Here is an 18577-nt window from a genome sequence, read left to right on the forward strand (position 1 = left end):
CCGGCGGACGTCGGACGTCGGGTCCGTCGGACGGCGGGTCCATCGGACGGCGGGTCCATCGGACGGCGGGTCCATCGGACGTCGGTTCCGTCGGACGGCGGGCGGCCGTCGGGCGGGAGGTCCCGTCAGGAGGGGAGTTCCTTGATCCGGATGTCGCGGAAGGCGGCCTGGTCCTCGGCTCCGTGGTTCTGGATGCCGATGTGGCCGTTGGTGAGGCTGCGGGCCGGGTCGGTGTTGGTGAAGTCGTTGATCTTGGTGCCGTTGAGGAAGACCTGGAGGCGTTCGCCCGTGACGCGGAGTTCGTACGTGTTCCATTGGCCGGGCGGGCGGAGGGCCTGGTCGCGGGCCTTGAGGTCGGCGGACTTGAAGCCGTAGACGGCTCCGGTGGTGCGGTCCGGGGTGTCGGTGGCGTCGATCTGGATCTCGTAGCCGTTGTTCACGGCGGACCAGGGGTCGTCGGAGGCGGGGAAGCCGAGGAAGACGCCGGAGTTGGAGTCGCCGGTGAGCTTCCAGTCGAGGGTGAGGGAGTAGGAGCGGAACTCCTTGGCCTGGTACCAGAGGAGGCCCATGCCGCCGGTGGAGCGGAGTTCGCCGTCGGTGACGTCGAAGGCGCCGGGCCCGGCCTGCTTCCAGCCTTCGCGGGTCTCGCCGTTGAAGAGGCTGCGGTAGCCGGTCTGCGGGCGGCAGTCGGCCTGGGTCTGCCCGCTGGCGTACTGGAGTCCGCCGAGGAGGTGCTGCCGGAAGGCGGGTTCGGTGTAGGACTCCTTGGTGTGCCCGCCGCCGGTGTAGAAGGAGCGGCCGCCGCCGTAGGTCTGGCACCAGGCGATGGGGTGGTCGCCCTTCATGGTGCCGCCCTGGTAGGTGGTCTCGTCGAGGGTGGCGAGGACGCGGGCCTGCTCGCGGGGGTTGGTGCGGTAGTTGTACCACTCGTCGGTGCGCTGCCAGGGGCCGTCGAGGTGGGCGGTGGCGGGGTGGGTGTGGTCCTCGACGCGGACGGTGGCGGGCTGGATCTGGGGGTGGGACTGGAAGTAGGCGCCGACGAGTCCGCCGTAGAAGCCCCAGTCGTATTCGGTGTCGGCGGCGGCGTGGATGCCCATGTAGCCGCCGCCGGCGGAGACGTACTGCTCGAAGGCGGTCTGCTGGTCGGCGTTCAGGACGTCGCCGGTGGTGGAGAGGAAGACGACGGCGTCGTAGCGGGCGAGGTTGTCGGTGGTGAACTGGCGTGGTTCTTCGGTGGTGTCGACGACGATGTCGCTGCCGGCGCCGAGTTCCTTGAGGGCGGTGATGCCGCTGGGGATGGAGTCGTGGCGGAAGCCGGCGGTCTTGGAGAAGACGAGGACGCGTCGGGTGGTGCGGTCGACGGGGGTGCTGGAGAGGGTGAAGTCGTCGAGGTCGTAGAGGGCTCCGGCGCCGCCCTTGAAGACGAGGTAGAGCTGGGTGGTCCTGTGGGGTGCGGCGCGCAGGGGGATGTCGATGTCCTGGAAGGTCTCCCAGCTGCCGGTGACGGGGACGGGGGCGGAGCCGAGGAGGGTGCCGGTGGGTGAGCCGGTGCGGACTTCGAGGAGGCCGCCGGCGCCGCCGGAGGAGACGCGGGCGGTGAGCCGGGTGGCGCCGGCGAGCTGGTAGGGGGTGAAGGCGATCCAGTCGCCGTTGTCGATGTCGCCGACGGTGCGGCCGCCGTGGGCCTGGGTCTTGTCGTAGGTGCGGATGCCGCTCTGGGTGTCGAAGTGTTCGGCCTGGCGGTGGCGGGGCTGGAGTTTGGCCTGGTCGCTGCCGGTGAGGGGGGCCTGTCCGCCGCCTCCGTTGTCGGTGTACTCGGCGTTGAAGACGGCGAAGATGTTGGCGTCGTCGTCGTGGCCGCCGTCCGCGGAGGTCTTGATGGTGCCGGTGCAGCCGTTGGCGGTGGTGACGGGGTGGCCGTGGCTGTCGTGGCCGAGGACGTAGGTGACCTTGACCTTGGTGCAGTCGATCGGGCCGGTGGCGGAGTCTTCGGGGTCGTTGACGGTGACCTTGAAGGGGATGTCGTCGCCGAAGGTGAAGAGGGCTCCGTCGGCGGGGAGTTGGAGGGTGACCTTGGGTGCGGTGTTGCCGACGGTGAGGTGGACGGAGGCGGATCCGGTGCGGCCGGTGGTGTCCTGGGCGGTCACGGTCGCGGTGTACGTGCCGTTGGTGCGGTAGGTGTGGGTGGGGTTGGCGGTGGTGGCGGTGGTGCCGTCGCCGAAGTCCCAGCTGTAGGTGAGGGGGTCGCCGTCGGCGTCGGTGGTGCCGGCGGAGGAGAGGGCGACCTTGAGGGGTGCGGTGCCGGAGGTCTTGTCGGCGCTCGCTTCGGCGACGGGTGAGTGGCCGCCGGTGGCGTTCTCGATGCGGTAGAGGCCGGAGTTGTGGTCGCCGCCGAACCAGGCGGTGCCGTAGTCGAGGACGTAGAGGGCGCCGTCGGGTCCGAAGGCCATGTCCATGATCTGGGTGCCGGTCCAGGGGACCGGGTTGATGGAGCGGACGGTGCCGTCGGTGTCCTGGTCGATGCGCTTGATCCAGCGGCGGCCGAACTCTCCGGCGAAGAAGTCGCCGTCGTACGACTCCGGGAACTTGACCGGGGAGGTGTTGGCGGGGTCGTAGTGGTAGACGGGTCCGCCCATGGGTGATTCGGAGCCGGTGCCGAACTCGGGGACGGAGCCGCCGTTGTAGGGGATCCAGGCGGGTTCGGCCGGGGGCAGGTCGACGAGTCCGGTGTTGTACGGGGATTCGTTCTTCAGGGCGCCGCAGTCGAAGGTGGCGCCGGAGGTCCCGGTGGCGAAGTCGTAGGCGACGTAGGGGTCGTTCTTGCCGGTGCAGAAGGGCCAGCCGAAGTTGCCGGGCTTGGTGACGCGGGCGAACTCGACCTGTCCCGCGGGGCCGCGCTCGGGGTCGGCGGCGCCGGCGTCGGGGCCGTAGTCGCCGACGTACAGGACGCCGGTGGCCTTGTCGACGCTGAAGCGGAAGGGGTTGCGGAAGCCCATGGCGTAGATCTCGGGCCGGGTCTTGGCGGTGCCGGGGGCGAAGAGGTTGCCGTCGGGGACGGTGTAGCTGCCGTCGTCGGCGACCTTGATGCGGAGGATCTTGCCGCGGAGGTCGTTGGTGTTGCCGGAGGTGCGGCGGGCGTCGAAGGCGGGGTTGCGGCCGGGGCGGTCGTCCATGGGGGTGAAGCCGTCGGAGGCGAAGGGGTTGGAGTCGTCGCCGGTCGACAGGTAGAGGTTGCCCTGGGCGTCGAAGTCGATGTCGCCGCCGACGTGGCAGCAGATGCCGCGGGTGGCGGGGATGTCGAGGACCTTCTTCTCGCTGCTGTTGTCGAGGGTGAAGTCGGCGTTCAGCGTGAAGCGGGAGAGGCGGTTGACGCCGTCGTACGGGGCGAACTGGGCCGGTGTGCCGTCGTTGGGGGCGTCGCCGGCGGGGGTGTCCAGGGGCGGGGCGTAGTAGAGGTAGACGGCTCTGTTCCGGGCGAAGTCCGGGTCGAGGCCGATGCCCTGGAGGCCTTCCTCGTCGTGGGAGTAGACGGGGAGGGTGCCGATGACGGTGGTGTTGCCGGCGGCGTCGGTGCGGCGGAGTTCGCCGCCGCGGTCGGTGTGCAGGACGCTGCGGTCGGGGAGTACGGCGAGGGACATGGGTTCGCCGACTTCCTCGCCGCCCTTGGCGAGGGTGACCTGCTGGAACTCCTCGGCGGAGGCGGCGGGGGCGGCGGGGTCCGTCTCTGCCGCGAGGCCTTGGGGGGCGGCGAGGGCGAGGAGTCCGACGGTGAGGAGGGCGAGGGTCTTCCTGGCTCGGAGTCGTTGTCTGTGCACGGATGTCCTCCGGAGTAGGGGTGTGCGGGTGTCCGGGGACCGGCGTGCGCCGTCACGCTGGTCGAATGGGCCAGTTACGCCATGTACACATCAGGGACCGTAGCGAGGTTCGTCCACTCCGGGAACCCCTTGTGCACGCTTCGATCGAACTTTCCACCGCGAGAGGACAAAGCCTCCCGCGGTGGAAGCGGGCGGACCTCAGTCACCGCCCCCGAAGGCGGCGTCGAAGGAGGCCGCCGGAGGGTCGAAGTCGTACCGCTTGAGGAAGGCGAGCGCCTCGGGAGCGCCGGTCAGCCGGTCCATGCCGGCGTCCTCCCACTCCACGGAGACCGGGCCGCCGTAGCCGATGGACCGCAGCATCCGGAAGACGTCCTCCCAGGGCACGTCGCCGTGCCCGGCGGAGACGAAGTCCCAGCCGCGCCGGGGGTCGCCCCAGGGCAGATGGGAGCCGAGCCGCCCGTTGCGGCCGTCGAGCCGTTTGCGGGCCTCCTTGCAGTCCACGTGGTAGATCCGGTCGCGGAAGTCCCACAGGAAGCCGACGGGGTCGAGGTCCTGCCAGACGAAGTGGCTCGGGTCGAAGTTGAGCCCGAAGGCGGGCCGTCGGCCGACGGCGTCCAGGGCCCGCTGGGTGGTCCAGTAGTCGTACGCGATCTCGCTGGGGTGCACCTCGTGGGCGAAGCGCACGCCCTCGGCGTCGAAGACGTCGAGGATCGGGTTCCACCGTTCGGCGAAGTCCTCGAAGCCGCGCTCGATCATGCGCTCGGGGACCGGCGGGAACATCGCCACCAGGTGCCAGATCGACGAGCCGGTGAAGCCGACGACGGTGTCGACGCCGAGCGCCGCCGCGGCCCGCGCGGTGTCCGCGAGCTCGCGCGCGGCCCGCCGCCGCACCCCCTCGGCGTCGCCGTCGCCCCAGATCCGGGCGGGCACGATCGCCTGGTGGCGCTCGTCGATCGGACGGTCGCAGACGGCCTGTCCCACCAGGTGGTTGGAGACCGCCCAGCACTTCAGGCCGTACGTGTCGAGGAGTTCGCGTCTGCCCTTGACGTACGCGGGGTCGGCTAGGGCCTTGTCGACCTCGAAGTGGTCGCCCCAGCAGGCGAGTTCGAGGCCGTCGTAGCCGAAGTCGCGGGCGAGCCGGCAGACCTCCTCCAGGGGCAGGTCGGCCCATTGGCCGGTGAAGAGCGTGAAGGGTCGTGGCACGGGCGGGCGCCTCCTAGCCGGATACGAGGGCGGTGGGTACGGGGGTGTAGACGGCGTTGTTCCGGGCGCTGTCCTCCACCGCCGCCAGGACGCGCTGCACCTGGAGACCGTCGGCGAAGGAGGGCGCCGGGGCGGTGCCGCCGGCGATGGCGTGGACCAGGTCGCGGGCCTGGTGGGCGAAGGTGTGCTCGTAGCCGAGTCCGTGGCCGGGCGGCCACCAGCCCTCCAGGTACGGGTGGCCCGGTTCGGTCACGAGGATGCGGCGGAAGCCGGCCGAGACGGCGGGCTCGGTGTGGTCGTGGAAGGACAGTTCGTTGAGCCGCTCCAGGTCGAAGGCGAGGGAGCCCTTCTCGCCGTTGATCTCCAGGCGCAGCGCGTTCTTGCGTCCGGAGGCCATCCGGGTGGCCTCGAAGGAGGCGAGTGCCCCGGAGGCCAGCCGCCCGGTGAACAGGGCGGCGTCGTCGACCGTGACCTGTCCGTACACCTCCGATCCCGCTCCCCCGCCGAGACCGCCCGCGCCGGCTCCGGCGAGCCTCGGCCGCTTCCGTACGAAGGTCTCGGTGAGCGCCGACACGCCGACGAGCGGCTCCCCGGCAAGGTACTGGGCGAGGTCGACGGCGTGCGCGCCCAGGTCGCCGAGCGCGCCCGAGCCGGCGTGCTCGCGCTCCAGGCGCCAGGTCAGCGGGAAGTCGGGGTCGACGAGCCAGTCCTGGAGGTACGTGACCCGGACGTGCCGCAGGGCGCCGAGCCGGCCGTCCGCGACGAGGCTCCGGGCGTACGCGAGGGCGGGCACCCGGCGGTAGTTGAAGCCGACCATGGCGATCTGGCCGCGGGCGGCGGCGGCCTCGGCGGCCGCCGCCATCGTCTCGGCCTCGGCGACCGAGTTGGCGAGCGGCTTCTCGCACAGCACGTGCTTGCCGGCCTCCAGGGCGGCGACGGCGATCTCCGCATGGCTGTCGCCGGGGGTGCAGACGTCGACGAGCTGGACGTCCTCGCGGGCGATCAGGGCCCGCCAGTCGGTCTCGGCGGCGGCCCAGCCGTGCCGGCGGGCGGCGGCCCGGACGGCGTCGGCGTCCCGTCCCGCGACGGCGGCGAGGACGGGCCGCAGCGGCAGGTCGAAGGCGCGGCCCGCGGTGCGCCAGCCCTGTGAGTGGGCGGCGCCCATGAATGCGTAGCCGACCATGCCGACGCCGAGCGTCGGCGGTGCGGCCCCGCTCTCCGTCTGTTCCATACGGTTCCTCCGTTTCGTGGTGCGGCGAGTGGCTCCCGGGACCGGCGAGGTCAGTTGAAGCCGGTGGGGAGGTACTCGTCGACGTTCTCCTTGGTGACGACGGCCGAGTAGAGGGTGATCGAGGCGGGGATCTCCAGCTCGGCCATGCCGCCGATCCCCTTCTTCTGGCCGAGGGCGCGGGCGAGGTCGATCGCGGAGGCGGCCATGGTCGGCGGGTAGAGGACGGTGGCCTTGAGGACGCTGTCGTCGGCCTTGATGGCGTCCATGGCGGATTTGGCTCCGGCGCCGCCGACCATGAGGAAGTCCTTGCGGCCGGCCTGGGCGATGGCGCGGAGGGCGCCGACGCCCTGGTCGTCGTCGTGGTTCCACAGGGCGTCGAACTTCGGCTGGGCCTGGAGGAGTTGGGCCATCTTGGCCTGGCCGGACTCGACGGTGAAGTCGGCGGCCTGGCGGGCGACCTTGCGGATGTTGGGGTAGTTCTTGAGGGCGTCGTCGAAGCCCTGGGTGCGCTGCTTGGTGAGTTCGAGGCTGTCCATGCCGGCGAGTTCGACGACGGTGGCGTTCGGCTTGTCCTTGAGCTGTTCGCCGATGAAGCGGCCGGCGTTGAGGCCCATGCCGTAGTTGTCGCCGCCGATCCAGCAGCGGTAGGCCTGCGGGGAGGCGAAGATCCGGTCGAGGTTGACGACGGGGATGCCGGCCTTCATGGCCTGGAGGCCGACCTGGGTGAGGGCCTTGCCGTCGGCGGGGAGGACGACGAGGACGTCGACCTTCTTGTTGATGAGGGTCTGGACCTGGCCGATCTGGGCGGCGGTGTCGTTGGAGCCCTCGGTGATCTCCAGGGTGACGTCGGCGTACTTCTTGGCGCGCCGTTCGGCGTTCTCGTTGATGGCGTTGAGCCAGCCGTGGTCGGCCTGCGGTCCGGCGAAGCCGATGGTGACGGGGGTGCCGGGCTTGTCGTCGGCGGCGGGGGCGGCGCTCGCGACCGGGGCGTCGTTCCCGGCGTTCCTCGGTTCGTTGCTGGTGCAGGCGGTGAGGAGGGCGCCGGCGGAGACGGCGGCGCCGCCGAGGAGGAGGTGTCTGCGGCTGGTTTCGGGCATGGCGGATCAACCCTTCGAGGGGGAAGGACTTCGGCGGGGGGGACTACCGGCGGGACTACCGGGGACTACTGGGGGCTTCCGGGGGCTTCCGGGAGGGGCTACCGGCGGGTCAGGCCTCGCCGTCGCGGACCGTGCGGCGCTGGACCAGGACGGCGGCGACGATGATGGCGCCCTTGGCGATCTGCTGGACGTCGCTCTGCAGGTTGTTGAGGGCGAAGATGTTGGTGATGGTGGTGAAGACGAGGACGCCGAGGACGGAGCCGACGATGGTGCCCCGGCCGCCGCTGAGGAGGGTGCCGCCGATGATCGCGGCGGCGATGGCGTCGAGTTCGTACAGGTTGCCGTTGGTGTTCTGACCGGAGCCCGCGAGGACGATCAGGAGGAAGGCGGCGATGCCGCAGCACAGGCCGGACAGCAGGTAGAGGGAGAGGCGCTGGCGGCGGACGTCGATGCCGGCGAGGCGGGCGGCCTCGGGGTTGCCGCCGACGGCGATCGTACGGCGGCCGAAGGTGGTGCGGTTGAGCAGCAGCCAGCCGGCGGCGGTGACGGCGGCGAAGACGAGGACGAGCGGCGGGATCCCGAGGACGTAGGCGTCGGGGACGCCGAGGTCGAGGACGGCCGGGACGGTGACGATCTGCGTCTTGCCGTCGGTGATCTGCAGGGCGAGACCGCGGGCGGAGGCGAGCATCGCGAGGGTGGCGATGAAGGGGACCATCCCGCCGTACGCGACGAGGACGCCGTTCACCAGGCCGCAGCCGAGGCCGACGACCACCGCCGTGAAGAGGATGCCGGCGAAGCCGAACTCCTGGGTGGCGAGGGTGGTGGCCCAGACGGAGGCGAGGGCGACGATCGCGCCGACGGAGAGGTCGATGCCGCCGCTGGTGATGACGAAGGTCATGCCGACGGTGACGACGCCGATGACGGAGGCCTGCGTCAGGACGAGCTGGAGATTGGAGGTGGAGAGGAACTCGGCGGGCCGGGTGAGGCCGCCGACGGCCACCAGGGCGGCGAGGACGCCGAGCAGGGACAGGTTGCGGACGTCGGCCTTGAGACCGAGCGCGCGCCGGCGGCCTTCCCTGGCCGGTGCCCCGGCCGGGGTGGTGAGCGTCATGCCGTCGGACTCCCTTCCATCACGAGGTCGAGTACGCGGTGTTCGTCGAGGTCGCGGGCGGGCGCCTCGTGGACGACCCGGCCCTCGCGCAGGACCAGGACGCGGTCGGCGAGGCCGAGGACTTCGGGGACCTCGCTGGAGACGAGGAGGACGGCGAGGCCGTCGTCGGCGAGGCGGCGGATGACGGCGTACAGCTCGGCGCGGGCGCCGACGTCGACGCCGCGGGTGGGTTCGTCGAGCAGGAGGACGCGGCAGCCGCGGAGCAGCCAGCGGGCGAGGACCGCCTTCTGCTGGTTGCCGCCGGAGAGGGTGCGGACGCGGGCCTCGGGGTGGTCGGGGCGGAGGGACAGCTCGCGGGTCGCGGTCCTGGCGGTCTCGCGTTCGGCGGTGCGGTCGATCCAGCCGGCCCGGGAGAAGCGGGCGAGGGAGGAGACGGAGACGTTGCGGGTGACGGATTCGAGGAGGAGCAGGCCCTGGGCCTTGCGTTCCTCGGGGGCGAGGCCGAGGCCGGCGCGGACGGCGGCGGGGACGCTGCCGGGCCGCAGGGGCCGTCCGTCGACGAGGACCCGGCCGGCGGTGGGTCTGCGCGCCCCGTACACGGTCTCCAGGATCTCGGACCGTCCGGAGCCGACGAGTCCGGCGAGGCCGACGATCTCCCCGGGGCGCAGTTCGAGGTCCAGCGCCTCGAACTCCCCTTTCCTGGCGAGTCCTTGGACGCGGAGTACGGGTTCGGTGGTGGGAGGTCGGTCGCGTCTCTCCGGGAAGACGTACGGGACGTCCCGGCCGGTCATGAGGGCGACGACGTCCCGGGTGGGGGTGGTCGCGGCGGGCAGTCCGCGGGCGACGGCCCGGCCGTCCTTGAGGACGGTGACGCGGTCGCCGATGCGGCGGATCTCCTCCAGGCGGTGGGAGATGTAGACGACGGCGACGCCGGCCGCGGTGAGGTCGGCGACGATCCGGAAGAGGTTGTCGACCTCGTCGGGGTCGAGGGCGGCGGAGGGTTCGTCCATGACGATGAGACGGACGTCGTGGGAGAGGGCGCGGGCCATGGAGACGATCTGGCGCTGGGCGGCGGAGAGTTCGCCGACGCGGCGGGCGGGGTCGATCTCGGGGTGGCCGAGGCGTTTCAGGAGCGCGGTGGTGGTGGCCCGGGCGGCGCGGGTGCGGACGAAGCCGGCGGTGGTGGGTTCGTGTCCGAGGTGGACGTTCTCGGCGACGGTGAGGCCTTCGACGAGGTCGAGCTCCTGGTAGATGGTGGCGATGCCGAGGCGGACGGCGGCGCTCGGGGAGCGGAGCCGGACGGGTTCGCCGTTCCAGGTGATGCGGCCGTCGTCGGGCTGGTGGGCGCCGGCGAGGACCTTGATGAGGGTGGATTTGCCGGCGCCGTTCTGGCCGAGGAGGCAGTGGACTTCGCCGGGGGTGACGTCGAGGTCCACGCCGTCCAGGGCGCGGACGCCGGGGAAGGACTTGGTGATTCCGGACATGGTGAGCAGGGGTGGGTGTTCTTGGGGCATGGCGGGGGTCCCCTCGGCGGATGCGATGGCGCCTGGGCGTGTGGGGTGCGGGGTGGCCGGGCGGGTGCAGCCCGGTGGGTGGTCTGTGCCCACCCGTTCCGTCCCGGGGGACGATCGGATGCCCACGGACCACCGGCGGAGCCGGCGAACTGCACGTGCGTGTTACGCCGGGGAGAAGAGGTGGTCGCTGATGAGGCGGGCTGCGCCGGTGACGCCGGCGGTCTGGCCCAGCTCGCCCAGGACGATGGGGAGGTTGCCGGTGGCCAGGGGCAGGGACTGCCGGTAGACCTGGGTGCGGACACTGGCGAGGAGGTTGTGACCGAGGCCGGTGACGCCGCCGCCGATCACCACCAGACCGGGGTTGAAGAAGCTGACGAGTCCGGCGATGACCTGCCCGACCCGGTTGCCGCCCTCACGGATGAGGGCGAGTGAGGTGGCGTCGCCCGCGGCGGCGGCCGCGGCGACGTCGGCGCCGGTGAGGTGTCCGGCCGCCGCGAGGCGCGCGGCGAGCTCCTCCGAGCGGCCGGCGCGCGCCGCGTCCTCGGCGTCGCGGGCCAGGGCGGCGCCGCTGAAGTGGGCTTCCAGGCAGCCGTTGTTGCCGCAGGCGCAGGGGCGGCCCTCGGGTTCGACCTGGATGTGTCCGATGTCGCCGGCGCTGCCCGTCGTCCCGCGGTAGACCTCGCCGCCGACGACGATGCCGCAGCCGATGCCGGTGCCGATCTTGACGCAGAGGAAGTCGCCGACGGAGCGGGCGACGCCGGCGTGCTGCTCCCCCATGGCCATGAGGTTCACGTCGTTGTCGACCATGACGGGGCAGCCGAGTTCCTGGCTGAGGGCCTCCCGTACGGGGAAGCCGTCCCAGCCGGGCATGATCGGGGGTGCGACGGGGACGCCCTCGGGGAAGCGGACGGGTCCGGGGACGCCGATGCCGGCGCCGTCGAATCCTTCCGCGATGCCCGTGGAGCGGAGCTTCGCCGCCATCGACAGGGCCTGTTCGAAGACGGCGACGGGGCCCTCGCGGACGTCCATGGGGTGGTTGAGGTGCCCGAGCACCTCCAACTCGGCGTTGGTGACGGCCACGTCGACGGACGTGGCGCCGATGTCGATGCCGAGGAAGCGGAGTTCGGGCGCGAGGCGGATGTTGTGCGAGCGGCGGCCGCCGCGGGAGGCGGCGAGGCCGTCGGCGACGACGAGGCCGGTCTCCAGGAGCCGGTCGACCTCGACGGCGAGCTTGGAGCGCGAGAGGTCGATCTGGTCTCCCAGCTGTGCGCGGGAGTTGGGTCCTCCGTCGCGCAACAGCCGGAGGAGTCGCGCCTGGTGCCGGTTGGCAGGTCGTGCCGTCATGCGCCTCACGCGCCCCTCCCTCTCGCACACGCTCGTGTTCGGGCTTTCGAGGGGAACGTAGCAGCGGCGTACCGGGGTGGGAAGAAGTTGCGCAGGAATCCGCCCCTACTTCTTCCCGGTTGGGGACAAAGAACGGTGCGGGTGGGGAGAAGATTACGGTCAGCGCACCTCGACCAGGCGGGCCGAGACCACCACGTTGCCGGCGTAGCCGCTCTCCTCCGTGAAGGTGCCGCCGCAGGTGATCAGGCGCAGTTCGGGGACGCCGGCGTCGCCGTAGACCCGCTCGGCGGGGAAGCCCTCCTTGGGGACGACCTCGACCCCGTACACGGCGAAGACGGCGGTCCTGCCGTCCCGGCGGGCGATCTCGACGCGGTGTCCCTTGGTGAGGGCGCCGAGGTCGTAGAAGACGGCCCGGCCGTTCGGGGTGTCGACATGACCGACTACGACGGCGGTGCCGCGCTCGCCGGGGGTGACCGCGCCCGTGAACCAGCCCGCGAGCCGGTCGTCCTCGGGCGGCGGGGCCTCGATCCACCCGTCGGCGTCGAGCCCGACCTCGGTGACCGGGGCGTCGATGCGGACGGCGGGGACGCGGACCCGGACCGGCAGCGAGGCGGGCAGCGGAGCGGGGACGGAAGCGGGGACGAGGGCCGAGAGGCCGGCGCGGGTGCCGTCGGGCGCGGCCGCGGCGAGGGGCTGCGGCGGGCCGGCGCCCTGCAGCTCCCCCGTACCGCCGCGCACGAGGTGCACGCCGACGAGGAGGACGACGGCGACGACGCCCCAGGCGCCGCGCCGTCCGGTGCGGTCCGGCTGCGCCGCGCCGTCCGGGCCTCCCGTGCCGTCCGCAGGCCCCACGTCCGCACTCCTCCTCAGGTACTGGCGCCCCTCCGCCCCGGACCTCGTCACACCGGGGCGGAGGGGCCGTTTCGGGCCCCCGGGGTCCCGGCCGTCAGGTGCGGCCGTCGGCGCGGCGGCGGGTGAGCACGACGGCGGCGCCGAGCGCTCCGGCGATGAGCAGGACGCCCGTGACCACTTCGGTGGTGCCGAGTCCGTCGGTGTCGGCGCCGGAGGCGGCGGCGGTTCCGTAGCCGGCCTTCACGCCCTTGTGGGCTCCGGTGTGCGTGCCGGTGTCGTGCTCGGTGTCGCCGCCGGTGTCGCCGCCGCCCTGGGCGATGGTGAGCTGGGTGGTGCCCCGCTCGCCCTTGCAGTCGAAGGTGATCTCGACCTGGCTGCCGGCCTTGGCGTCGACGTCCACGGTCGCGGTGCCGGGGCGGCCCTCGTTGAGGGTCACGGTCTCGAACACGGTGGAGGTGACGGTCACGGACGGCACTTCGCAGCCGTCGGACGTGAGGGTGACGGTGCCGCCGGGGGCGATCGTCGCAGGGGTGACGGAGAAGCCGAACGACGTGATGTTGTTGTTGCCGTCGCCGGCCAGGGCCAGGGGCGCGACCGACACGACGGCGACGGCGCTGAGCAGGGCGGCGGAAGCGGCACGTATCACGCGCATGGCGGTCCTCCAGATCACGCGAGGGCTCGGACGCGGAGCGATTCCGCGTCCGGAAAGGGACAACCCTCACCGCGATCGAAGCTAGGTCCGCGCCGGGCCCGCCGCCACCGGTCTCCGCCGAACGGGTCACGGGCGTTCGGCGGGATCCATCCGGGGGCCGGAGCGCGAGGCCCGAGAGCGCGGGGCCCGGAAGCCGGAGGCCCGAGACCCCGAAGCCCGATACCCCGAGCCCCGAGCCCCGAGAGCGAGGGGCCCCCGAAGCCCGAAGCCCGGAAGCCGGAGGCCCGAGACCCCGAGCCCCGAGAGCGAGGGGCCCTCGAAGCCCGAAGTCCCCGCCCCCTACGGCACCCGTACGACCTGTCCCGCGTACGACAGGTTGCCGCCGAAGCCGAAGAGCAGGACCGGGGCGCCGGACGGCAGTTCGCCGCGATCGACCAGCTTGGCCAGGGCCAGCGGGATGGAGGCGGCCGAGGTGTTGCCGGAGTCGACGACGTCCCGGGCGACGACCGCGTTCACGGCACCGATCTTCGCGGCGAGCGGCTCGATGATCCGCAGGTTGGCCTGGTGCAGGACGACGCCCGCGAGGTCCTCGGGGGCGATGCCGGAGCGCTCGCAGGTCTGCCGGGCCAGGGCGGGCAGCTGCTGGGTGGCCCAGCGGTAGACGGACTGGCCCTCCTGCGCGAAGCGGGGCGGGGTGCCCTCGATGCGCACGGCGTGGCCCATCTCCGGGACCGAGCCCCACAGGACCGGGCCGATCGCGCCGGTGTCGGCCTCGGTGGCCTCGACGATCGCGGCGCCGGCCCCGTCACCGGTGAGGACGCAGGTGGTGCGGTCGGTCCAGTCGGTGATCTCGGTCATCTTGTCGGCGCCGATGACGAGGGCGCGGCGGGCCGCTCCGGCCCGGAGCGCGTGGTCGGCGGTGGCGAGCGCGTGGGTGAAGCCGGCGCAGACCACGTTGAGGTCCATGGTGGCCGGCGAGCCCATGCCGAGGCGGGCGGCGACCCGGGCGGCGGTGTTGGGCGAGCGGTCGATCGCGGTGGAGGTGGCGACGAGGACGAGATCGATGTCGCCCGCGGTGAGGCCGGCGGTGGCGAGCGCCTTGCCGGCCGCGTGGGCGGCCAGCTCGTCGACGGGCTCGTCGGGCCCGGCGACGTGCCGGGTGCGGATGCCGACCCGGCTGAGGATCCACTCGTCGCTCGTGTCGACCAGCTCGGCCAGGTCGTGGTTGGTCAGCACCTTGGCGGGCTGGTAGTGCCCGAGCGCGGCAATGCGAGTGCCCGTCATACTCGGGACCCCCTAGGTGGTTCGTTCGTTCGGCAGGATCCCCCAGTCTTGCCAGCGACTGATCAGTAACAGGTGACGTAAACCACCAACATTCCCCCGAATCGCTTGGCCGACCGTGACAACGGCCCGGGCATGAGCGGGCCCGCCGGTGCGCGTGCGGTGGTGGGGCGTGGCGGAGAATGGGGCGGTCAGGGCCTTCCCGGCCTTCCCTGCGGAGAGAATCGAGTGCGGTCACGATGGGACGGGTCACCGAGCGACGGCGTGTCCTGCGGATCCGGGGCGGTGCGGTCACCACGCGGCCCGACACCCTGGTGGCGGAGGAGCCGCTGGAGATCCGGTTGAACGGGCGGCCGATCGCGATCACCATGCGCACGCCGGGCGACGACTTCGCGCTCGCGGCGGGTTTCCTGGTGAGCGAAGGGGTCCTCGCGGCGGCGTCGGACGTGCGGAACATCGTGTACTGCGCGGGCGCCACGGACGACGGCCGCAACACGTACAACGTGGTGGACGTGCAGCTGGCCCCCGGTGTGACGGTCCCGGACATCACTCTGGAGCGGAACGTCTACACGACGTCCTCGTGCGGGCTGTGCGGCAAGGCCAGCCTGGACGCGGTCCGCACCACGGCCCGCTTCCCGATCGCCGACACTCCCCCGCTGCGGCTCGCCCCCGAGCTGCTCTCGGTGCTCCCGGACCGGCTGCGGGCGGCGCAGCGGGTGTTCGACTCGACCGGCGGGCTGCACGCGGCGGCGCTGTTCACGGAGGACGGCGAGCTGCTCGACGTGAAGGAGGACGTGGGCCGGCACAACGCCGTGGACAAGCTGGTCGGGCGGGCGCTGCGCGAGGGGCTGCTGCCGCTGGAGCGCGCGGTGCTGCTGGTGTCGGGGCGGGCCTCGTTCGAGCTGGCGCAGAAGGCGGTGATGGCGGGGATCCCGGTGCTCGCCGCGGTGTCCGCGCCGTCCTCGCTCGCCGTGGACCTGGCCGCCGAGACGGGCCTGACGCTGGTCGGCTTCCTGCGCGGGCCGGACATGAACGTGTACGCGGGCGAGCACCGGATCGACGTGAAGGCGCCCTAGGCCCGTCCGGCGGATCAGGGTCGGACAGACCCTAGTTCTTCGGGGGGTCGATCATCTGGAGGGCGAGGGTGTCCGGGGGCGAGGCGATGCCGGGGCCGCCGGCCTCGGTCCAGGCGAGGACCTCGTCGAGGCAGTCGTCGTCCGCGCTCCAGCCGATCCAGGCGGCCCGCCCGCCCCGGCGCCGTCCCTCGGTGGAGGGCTGGACGACGAGCACGTTGGCCTGGGCGCAGGGGCCGAGACAGTCGCTGGTACGGACGAGCAGGCGGCCCCCGGAGGCCGCGGCGGCCGCCCGGAGGCGGGCCAGCTGGCCCGCGTGGTCCATGCCCGGGTTCTTGCGGGCGTCGCCGCAGCAGCAGCCGCGGCAGACGACCAGGGAGCAGGGGCGGGCCCCGTACCGTATCGGGACCGGGGTCACTCGGGGCCGTCCAGGGTGATCGCGGAGACGGGGGCGACCGTGCCGAGGCGCGGGAAGTCGAGGTCGACGGAGGCGCGGTGCTCGTCGGCGGTGAGGGCGGACATGGCGTCCTCGGCGAAGACGAGGTCGTAGCCCAGGTCGCAGGCGGCGCGGGCGGTGGACTCGACGCCGAGGTTGGTGGCGATTCCGCCGAGGACGAGGGTGGTGGCGCCGAGTCCGGCGAGCAGCTCGTGGAGTCCGGTGTCCTGGAAGCCGCCGATGGTGCGCTTGACGACGACGGGGTCGCCGTCGCGGACGAGGTCGGGGACGAGTTCGCTGCCGGGCGGCTGGGTGTCGACGTTCGGGCGCTCGACGCGGATGTGGACGACGGGCGCGTCGGCGGCCCGGAAGGTGTCGGCGAGCCGGGCGGCGGCGGTGAGGACGTCGGTGCCAGGGCGGGGGGCGAGGGGCAGCGCGACGATGCGTTCCATCAGGTCGACGAGGACGAGCGCGGTGCGGCCGGGATCGAGTGCGGGCATGGGAGCACCGTAGCGGCCCGGATGATCATCACGGTTCGGCTGTGGGTGTGATCCGGCCGACGCGGCGGGTGTACGGGGCGGGCGCGGGTCGCGGGAGCGGGTGTACGGGTCGGGCCCCGGCCCCGGCCCCAGCCCCGGCCCCGGCCCCGGCCCGGGAGCGGGTGTACCGGCTCAGGTGCCGGTCGCCGGGATCTGGGGTGCGGCGGGTACGGGTTCGGACGCGGTCCCGGTCTCCTCGGCGGCCTCGGGGTCCCTCGAACGGCGCTTCGCGATGACCGCGCAGACCATCAGCTGCATCTGGTGAAAGAGCATCAGCGGGAGCACGGCGAGGGAGGCCTGCGGGCCGAAGAGGACGCTCGCCATCGGCAGCCCGGCCGCGAGGCTCTTCTTGGAGCCGGCGAACTGGATCGCGATCCGGTCGGCCCGGCCGAAGCCGAGGCGCCGGGCCCCGTACCAGGTCAGGCCCAGCATCACCGCGAGGAGCAGGGCCTCGACGGCGAGCAGCGCGCCGAGCCGCGCGGGGGTCACCAGGTGCCAGATCCCGGCGACCATGCCCTGGCTGAAGGCGGTGTAGACGACGAGGAGGATCGAGCCCCGGTCGACGTATCCGAGGACCTTCTTGTGGCGGACGAGGAAGCCTCCGACCCAGCGGCGCAGGAACTGTCCGGTCAGGAAGGGCACGAGGAGCTGGAGCACGATCTTCAGGAGCGCGTCGGCGGAGAGGCCGCCCGCGCTGTTGCCGAGGAGCAGGGCCGCGAGCAGGGGGGTGAGGACGATGCCGGCGAGTGAGGAGAACGAGCCGGCACAGATCGCGGCGGGCACGTTGCCCCGGGCGATCGAGGTGAACGCGATGGAGGACTGGATGGTGGACGGCACCAGGCAGAGGAAGAGGAAGCCGCTGTAGAGCTGGGGGGTGAGGACGCCGGGCACGAGGCCGCGCGCGGCGAGGCCGAGGAGCGGGAAGAGCAGGAAGGTGCAGCCGAGGACGGTGAGGTGGAGCCGCCAGTGCTTGAGGCCGTCGAGGGCCTCGCGGGTGGAGAGCCGGGCCCCGTAGAGGAAGAAGAGCAGGGCGACGGCCCCGGTCGACGCGCCTTCCGTGACCGTCGCGGCGCTCCCGGAGGCGGGGAGGAGCGCGGCGAGGGCGACCGTGCCGAGCAGCGCGAGGACGTAGCCGTCGACGGGCAGCCAGGAGGGCAGGCGAAGGGGACGGCGTGCGGTGCGGCCGGGCGTGCGGGGGGTCATGGGCTCCAGTGCTCCTACGGGGATCGCGCCTGTCCATCCTGCTCCACGGCGCGGTGATCGGGAATCCCGTACAGCCCTCTGACTGTCATCACGGTTCGCGATAGCCTCGTGGGGTGTACGAGCCCACCCAGCTGCGCACCTTCCTCGCCGTGGCCCAGACGCTGAGCTTCACGCGGGCCGCGGACCGTCTCGGGCTGCGTCAGTCGACCGTCAGCCAGCATGTGCGGCGCCTGGAGGAGGCGACGGGCCGGGCGCTCTTCGCCCGGGACACGCATCGCGTGGAGCTGACGGAGGACGGCGAGGCGATGCTCGGTTTCGCGCGCACGATCCTCCAGGCGCACGAGCGGGCGGCGGCCTTCTTCGGCGGGACGCGGCTGCGGGGGCGGCTGCGGTTCGGCGCCTCTGAGGACTTCGTGACGACCCGGCTGCCGGAGATCCTGGAGTCCTTCCGGCGTGAGCATCCCGAGGTCGACCTGGAGCTGACGGTCGAACTCTCCGGGACGCTCCAGGCGCGGCTCGCCGCCGGCCGGCTCGATCTGATCCTGGCCAAGCGGCGCGGGGCGGAGAGCGAGGGCCGGCTCGTCTGGGAGGACACGCTCGTCTGGATCGGGGCGCCGGGGCTGCGGCTCGATCCGGACCGGCCGGTGCCGCTGATCCTGTACCCGCCGCCGGGGATCACCCGGGCGCGGGCCCTGGAGGCCCTGGAGGCGCAGGGCAGGGCGTGGCGGATCGCCTGCACGAGTTCCAGCCTGAGCGCGAACGTGGCAGCGGCCCGCGCGGGACTCGGGGTGATGGCGCACACCCGGGGCCTGGTGCCGCCGGGTCTTGTCCCGGTGCCGGCCCGCGCGGGGCTGCCGGAACTCGGGGACGTGGGCTTCGTGCTGCGCAAGGGGCGCCGGGGCGGGGAGACCCAGGAGGCGGCGGACGCCCTGGCGGAGGCGATCCTGGCGGGCGGCGACCGGCTGCACCGGCCACGCTGAACCGGCCTCCCTGAACCGGCCGCGCTGAACCGGCCTCCCTGAACCGACCGCGGTGAACCGGCCGCGGTGAACCGGCCGCGGTGAACCGGCCGCGGTGAACCGGCCTCGATGAACCGACGGTAACCGCTTGCCGCGGCCCCGGTAACCGCTTGCCACGTCCCCGGTGGGCGCCGGGCCCCGATGCGTCGAGAAGCCGCCACGGCGGCGCTTCGGAGTCGGGGGCGTGAGCGGGCCGTACAGATTCCG

The 18577-nt window shown here is 72.7% G+C and carries 15 protein-coding genes; 2 read left to right on the plus strand and 13 right to left on the minus strand.

Features of this window, described 5'->3' with window-relative positions; translation table 11 throughout:
• Positions 1 to 125: 125 nt before the first annotated feature.
• The 10 genes from AC07AW_RS19390 to AC07AW_RS19435 form a co-directional block, all read right to left on the minus strand.
• The gene (locus AC07AW_RS19390; RefSeq protein WP_478816695.1) at positions 126 to 3815 is read right to left on the minus strand and encodes a ThuA domain-containing protein; all 3690 of its coding nucleotides are present in this window, start codon (positions 3813 to 3815) and stop codon (positions 126 to 128) included.
• Positions 3816 to 4013: 198 nt separating this feature from the next.
• Positions 4014 to 5018 carry a sugar phosphate isomerase/epimerase family protein gene (locus tag AC07AW_RS19395; RefSeq protein ID WP_478816696.1) on the minus strand — a complete coding sequence of 335 codons (1005 nt, stop codon included), beginning with the start codon at positions 5016 to 5018 and terminating at the stop codon, positions 4014 to 4016.
• Positions 5019 to 5031: 13 nt separating this feature from the next.
• Entirely contained in the window at positions 5032 to 6249 is a 1218-nt protein-coding gene (locus AC07AW_RS19400; RefSeq protein ID WP_478816697.1) for a Gfo/Idh/MocA family protein, read from the minus strand.
• Between the two features lie 50 nt (positions 6250 to 6299).
• Positions 6300 to 7346 (minus strand): substrate-binding domain-containing protein, encoded by a 1047-nt coding sequence (locus AC07AW_RS19405; RefSeq protein ID WP_478816698.1) that lies wholly within the window; start codon positions 7344 to 7346, stop codon positions 6300 to 6302.
• 109 nt (positions 7347 to 7455) lie between these two features.
• Positions 7456 to 8457: an ABC transporter permease gene (locus AC07AW_RS19410; protein WP_478816699.1), complete on the minus strand. Its 1002-nt coding sequence runs from the start codon at positions 8455 to 8457 to the stop codon at positions 7456 to 7458.
• Positions 8454 to 9941 carry a sugar ABC transporter ATP-binding protein gene (locus AC07AW_RS19415; protein ID WP_478816903.1) on the minus strand — a complete coding sequence of 496 codons (1488 nt, stop codon included), beginning with the start codon at positions 9939 to 9941 and terminating at the stop codon, positions 8454 to 8456. Before AC07AW_RS19415 ends, AC07AW_RS19410 begins: the two co-directional genes overlap by 4 nt.
• Before the next feature lie 192 nt (positions 9942 to 10133).
• Entirely contained in the window at positions 10134 to 11315 is a 1182-nt protein-coding gene (locus AC07AW_RS19420) for an ROK family transcriptional regulator (protein WP_478816700.1), read from the minus strand.
• A gap of 159 nt (positions 11316 to 11474) precedes the next feature.
• Complete coding sequence (locus AC07AW_RS19425; protein ID WP_478816701.1) at positions 11475 to 12167, minus strand: class F sortase; 693 nt, start codon at positions 12165 to 12167, stop codon at positions 11475 to 11477.
• A 94-nt stretch (positions 12168 to 12261) separates the two neighbouring features.
• Positions 12262 to 12819 carry a hypothetical protein gene (locus AC07AW_RS19430; protein ID WP_478816702.1) on the minus strand — a complete coding sequence of 186 codons (558 nt, stop codon included), beginning with the start codon at positions 12817 to 12819 and terminating at the stop codon, positions 12262 to 12264.
• Between the two features lie 339 nt (positions 12820 to 13158).
• Entirely contained in the window at positions 13159 to 14103 is a 945-nt protein-coding gene (locus tag AC07AW_RS19435; RefSeq protein WP_478816703.1) for a beta-ketoacyl-ACP synthase III, read from the minus strand.
• A 236-nt stretch (positions 14104 to 14339) separates the two neighbouring features.
• On the opposite strand from AC07AW_RS19435, the gene fdhD reads away from it, so the two are divergent.
• A complete protein-coding gene (fdhD, locus tag AC07AW_RS19440) occupies positions 14340 to 15176 on the plus strand; it encodes a formate dehydrogenase accessory sulfurtransferase FdhD (RefSeq protein WP_478816704.1) in 837 nt (278 codons plus the stop codon).
• Between the two features lie 31 nt (positions 15177 to 15207).
• On the opposite strand, the gene AC07AW_RS19445 is transcribed toward fdhD, so the two are convergent.
• From AC07AW_RS19445 to AC07AW_RS19455, 3 genes are all read right to left on the minus strand, one after another.
• Positions 15208 to 15591: a (2Fe-2S) ferredoxin domain-containing protein gene (locus tag AC07AW_RS19445; RefSeq protein ID WP_478816705.1), complete on the minus strand. Its 384-nt coding sequence runs from the start codon at positions 15589 to 15591 to the stop codon at positions 15208 to 15210.
• Complete coding sequence (locus AC07AW_RS19450; RefSeq protein ID WP_478816706.1) at positions 15588 to 16109, minus strand: isochorismatase family protein; 522 nt, start codon at positions 16107 to 16109, stop codon at positions 15588 to 15590. Before AC07AW_RS19450 ends, AC07AW_RS19445 begins: the two co-directional genes overlap by 4 nt.
• 171 nt (positions 16110 to 16280) lie before the next feature.
• A complete protein-coding gene (locus AC07AW_RS19455) occupies positions 16281 to 17351 on the minus strand; it encodes a bile acid:sodium symporter family protein (protein WP_478816707.1) in 1071 nt (356 codons plus the stop codon).
• A 113-nt stretch (positions 17352 to 17464) separates the two neighbouring features.
• On the opposite strand from AC07AW_RS19455, the gene AC07AW_RS19460 reads away from it, so the two are divergent.
• Positions 17465 to 18331, plus strand: coding sequence for a LysR substrate-binding domain-containing protein (locus AC07AW_RS19460; RefSeq protein WP_478816708.1), 867 nt, complete (start codon positions 17465 to 17467; stop codon positions 18329 to 18331).
• Positions 18332 to 18577 lie beyond the last annotated feature (246 nt).

It is taken from the genome of Streptomyces sp. NPDC044003 (genome assembly GCF_056435185.1).

Coding starts and splice junctions, on each gene's coding strand:
- AC07AW_RS19430 (WP_478816702.1), bottom strand. CDS start 12,819: ATGCGCGTGATACGTGCCGCTTCCGCCGCCCTGCTCAGCGCCGTCGCC.
- AC07AW_RS19405 (WP_478816698.1), bottom strand. CDS start 7,346: ATGCCCGAAACCAGCCGCAGACACCTCCTCCTCGGCGGCGCCGCCGTC.
- AC07AW_RS19455 (WP_478816707.1), bottom strand. CDS start 17,351: ATGACCCCCCGCACGCCCGGCCGCACCGCACGCCGTCCCCTTCGCCTG.
- AC07AW_RS19420 (WP_478816700.1), bottom strand. CDS start 11,315: ATGACGGCACGACCTGCCAACCGGCACCAGGCGCGACTCCTCCGGCTG.
- AC07AW_RS19400 (WP_478816697.1), bottom strand. CDS start 6,249: ATGGAACAGACGGAGAGCGGGGCCGCACCGCCGACGCTCGGCGTCGGC.
- fdhD (WP_478816704.1), top strand. CDS start 14,340: ATGGGACGGGTCACCGAGCGACGGCGTGTCCTGCGGATCCGGGGCGGT.
- AC07AW_RS19415 (WP_478816903.1), bottom strand. CDS start 9,941: ATGTCCGGAATCACCAAGTCCTTCCCCGGCGTCCGCGCCCTGGACGGC.
- AC07AW_RS19410 (WP_478816699.1), bottom strand. CDS start 8,457: ATGACGCTCACCACCCCGGCCGGGGCACCGGCCAGGGAAGGCCGCCGG.
- AC07AW_RS19435 (WP_478816703.1), bottom strand. CDS start 14,103: ATGACGGGCACTCGCATTGCCGCGCTCGGGCACTACCAGCCCGCCAAG.
- AC07AW_RS19450 (WP_478816706.1), bottom strand. CDS start 16,109: ATGCCCGCACTCGATCCCGGCCGCACCGCGCTCGTCCTCGTCGACCTG.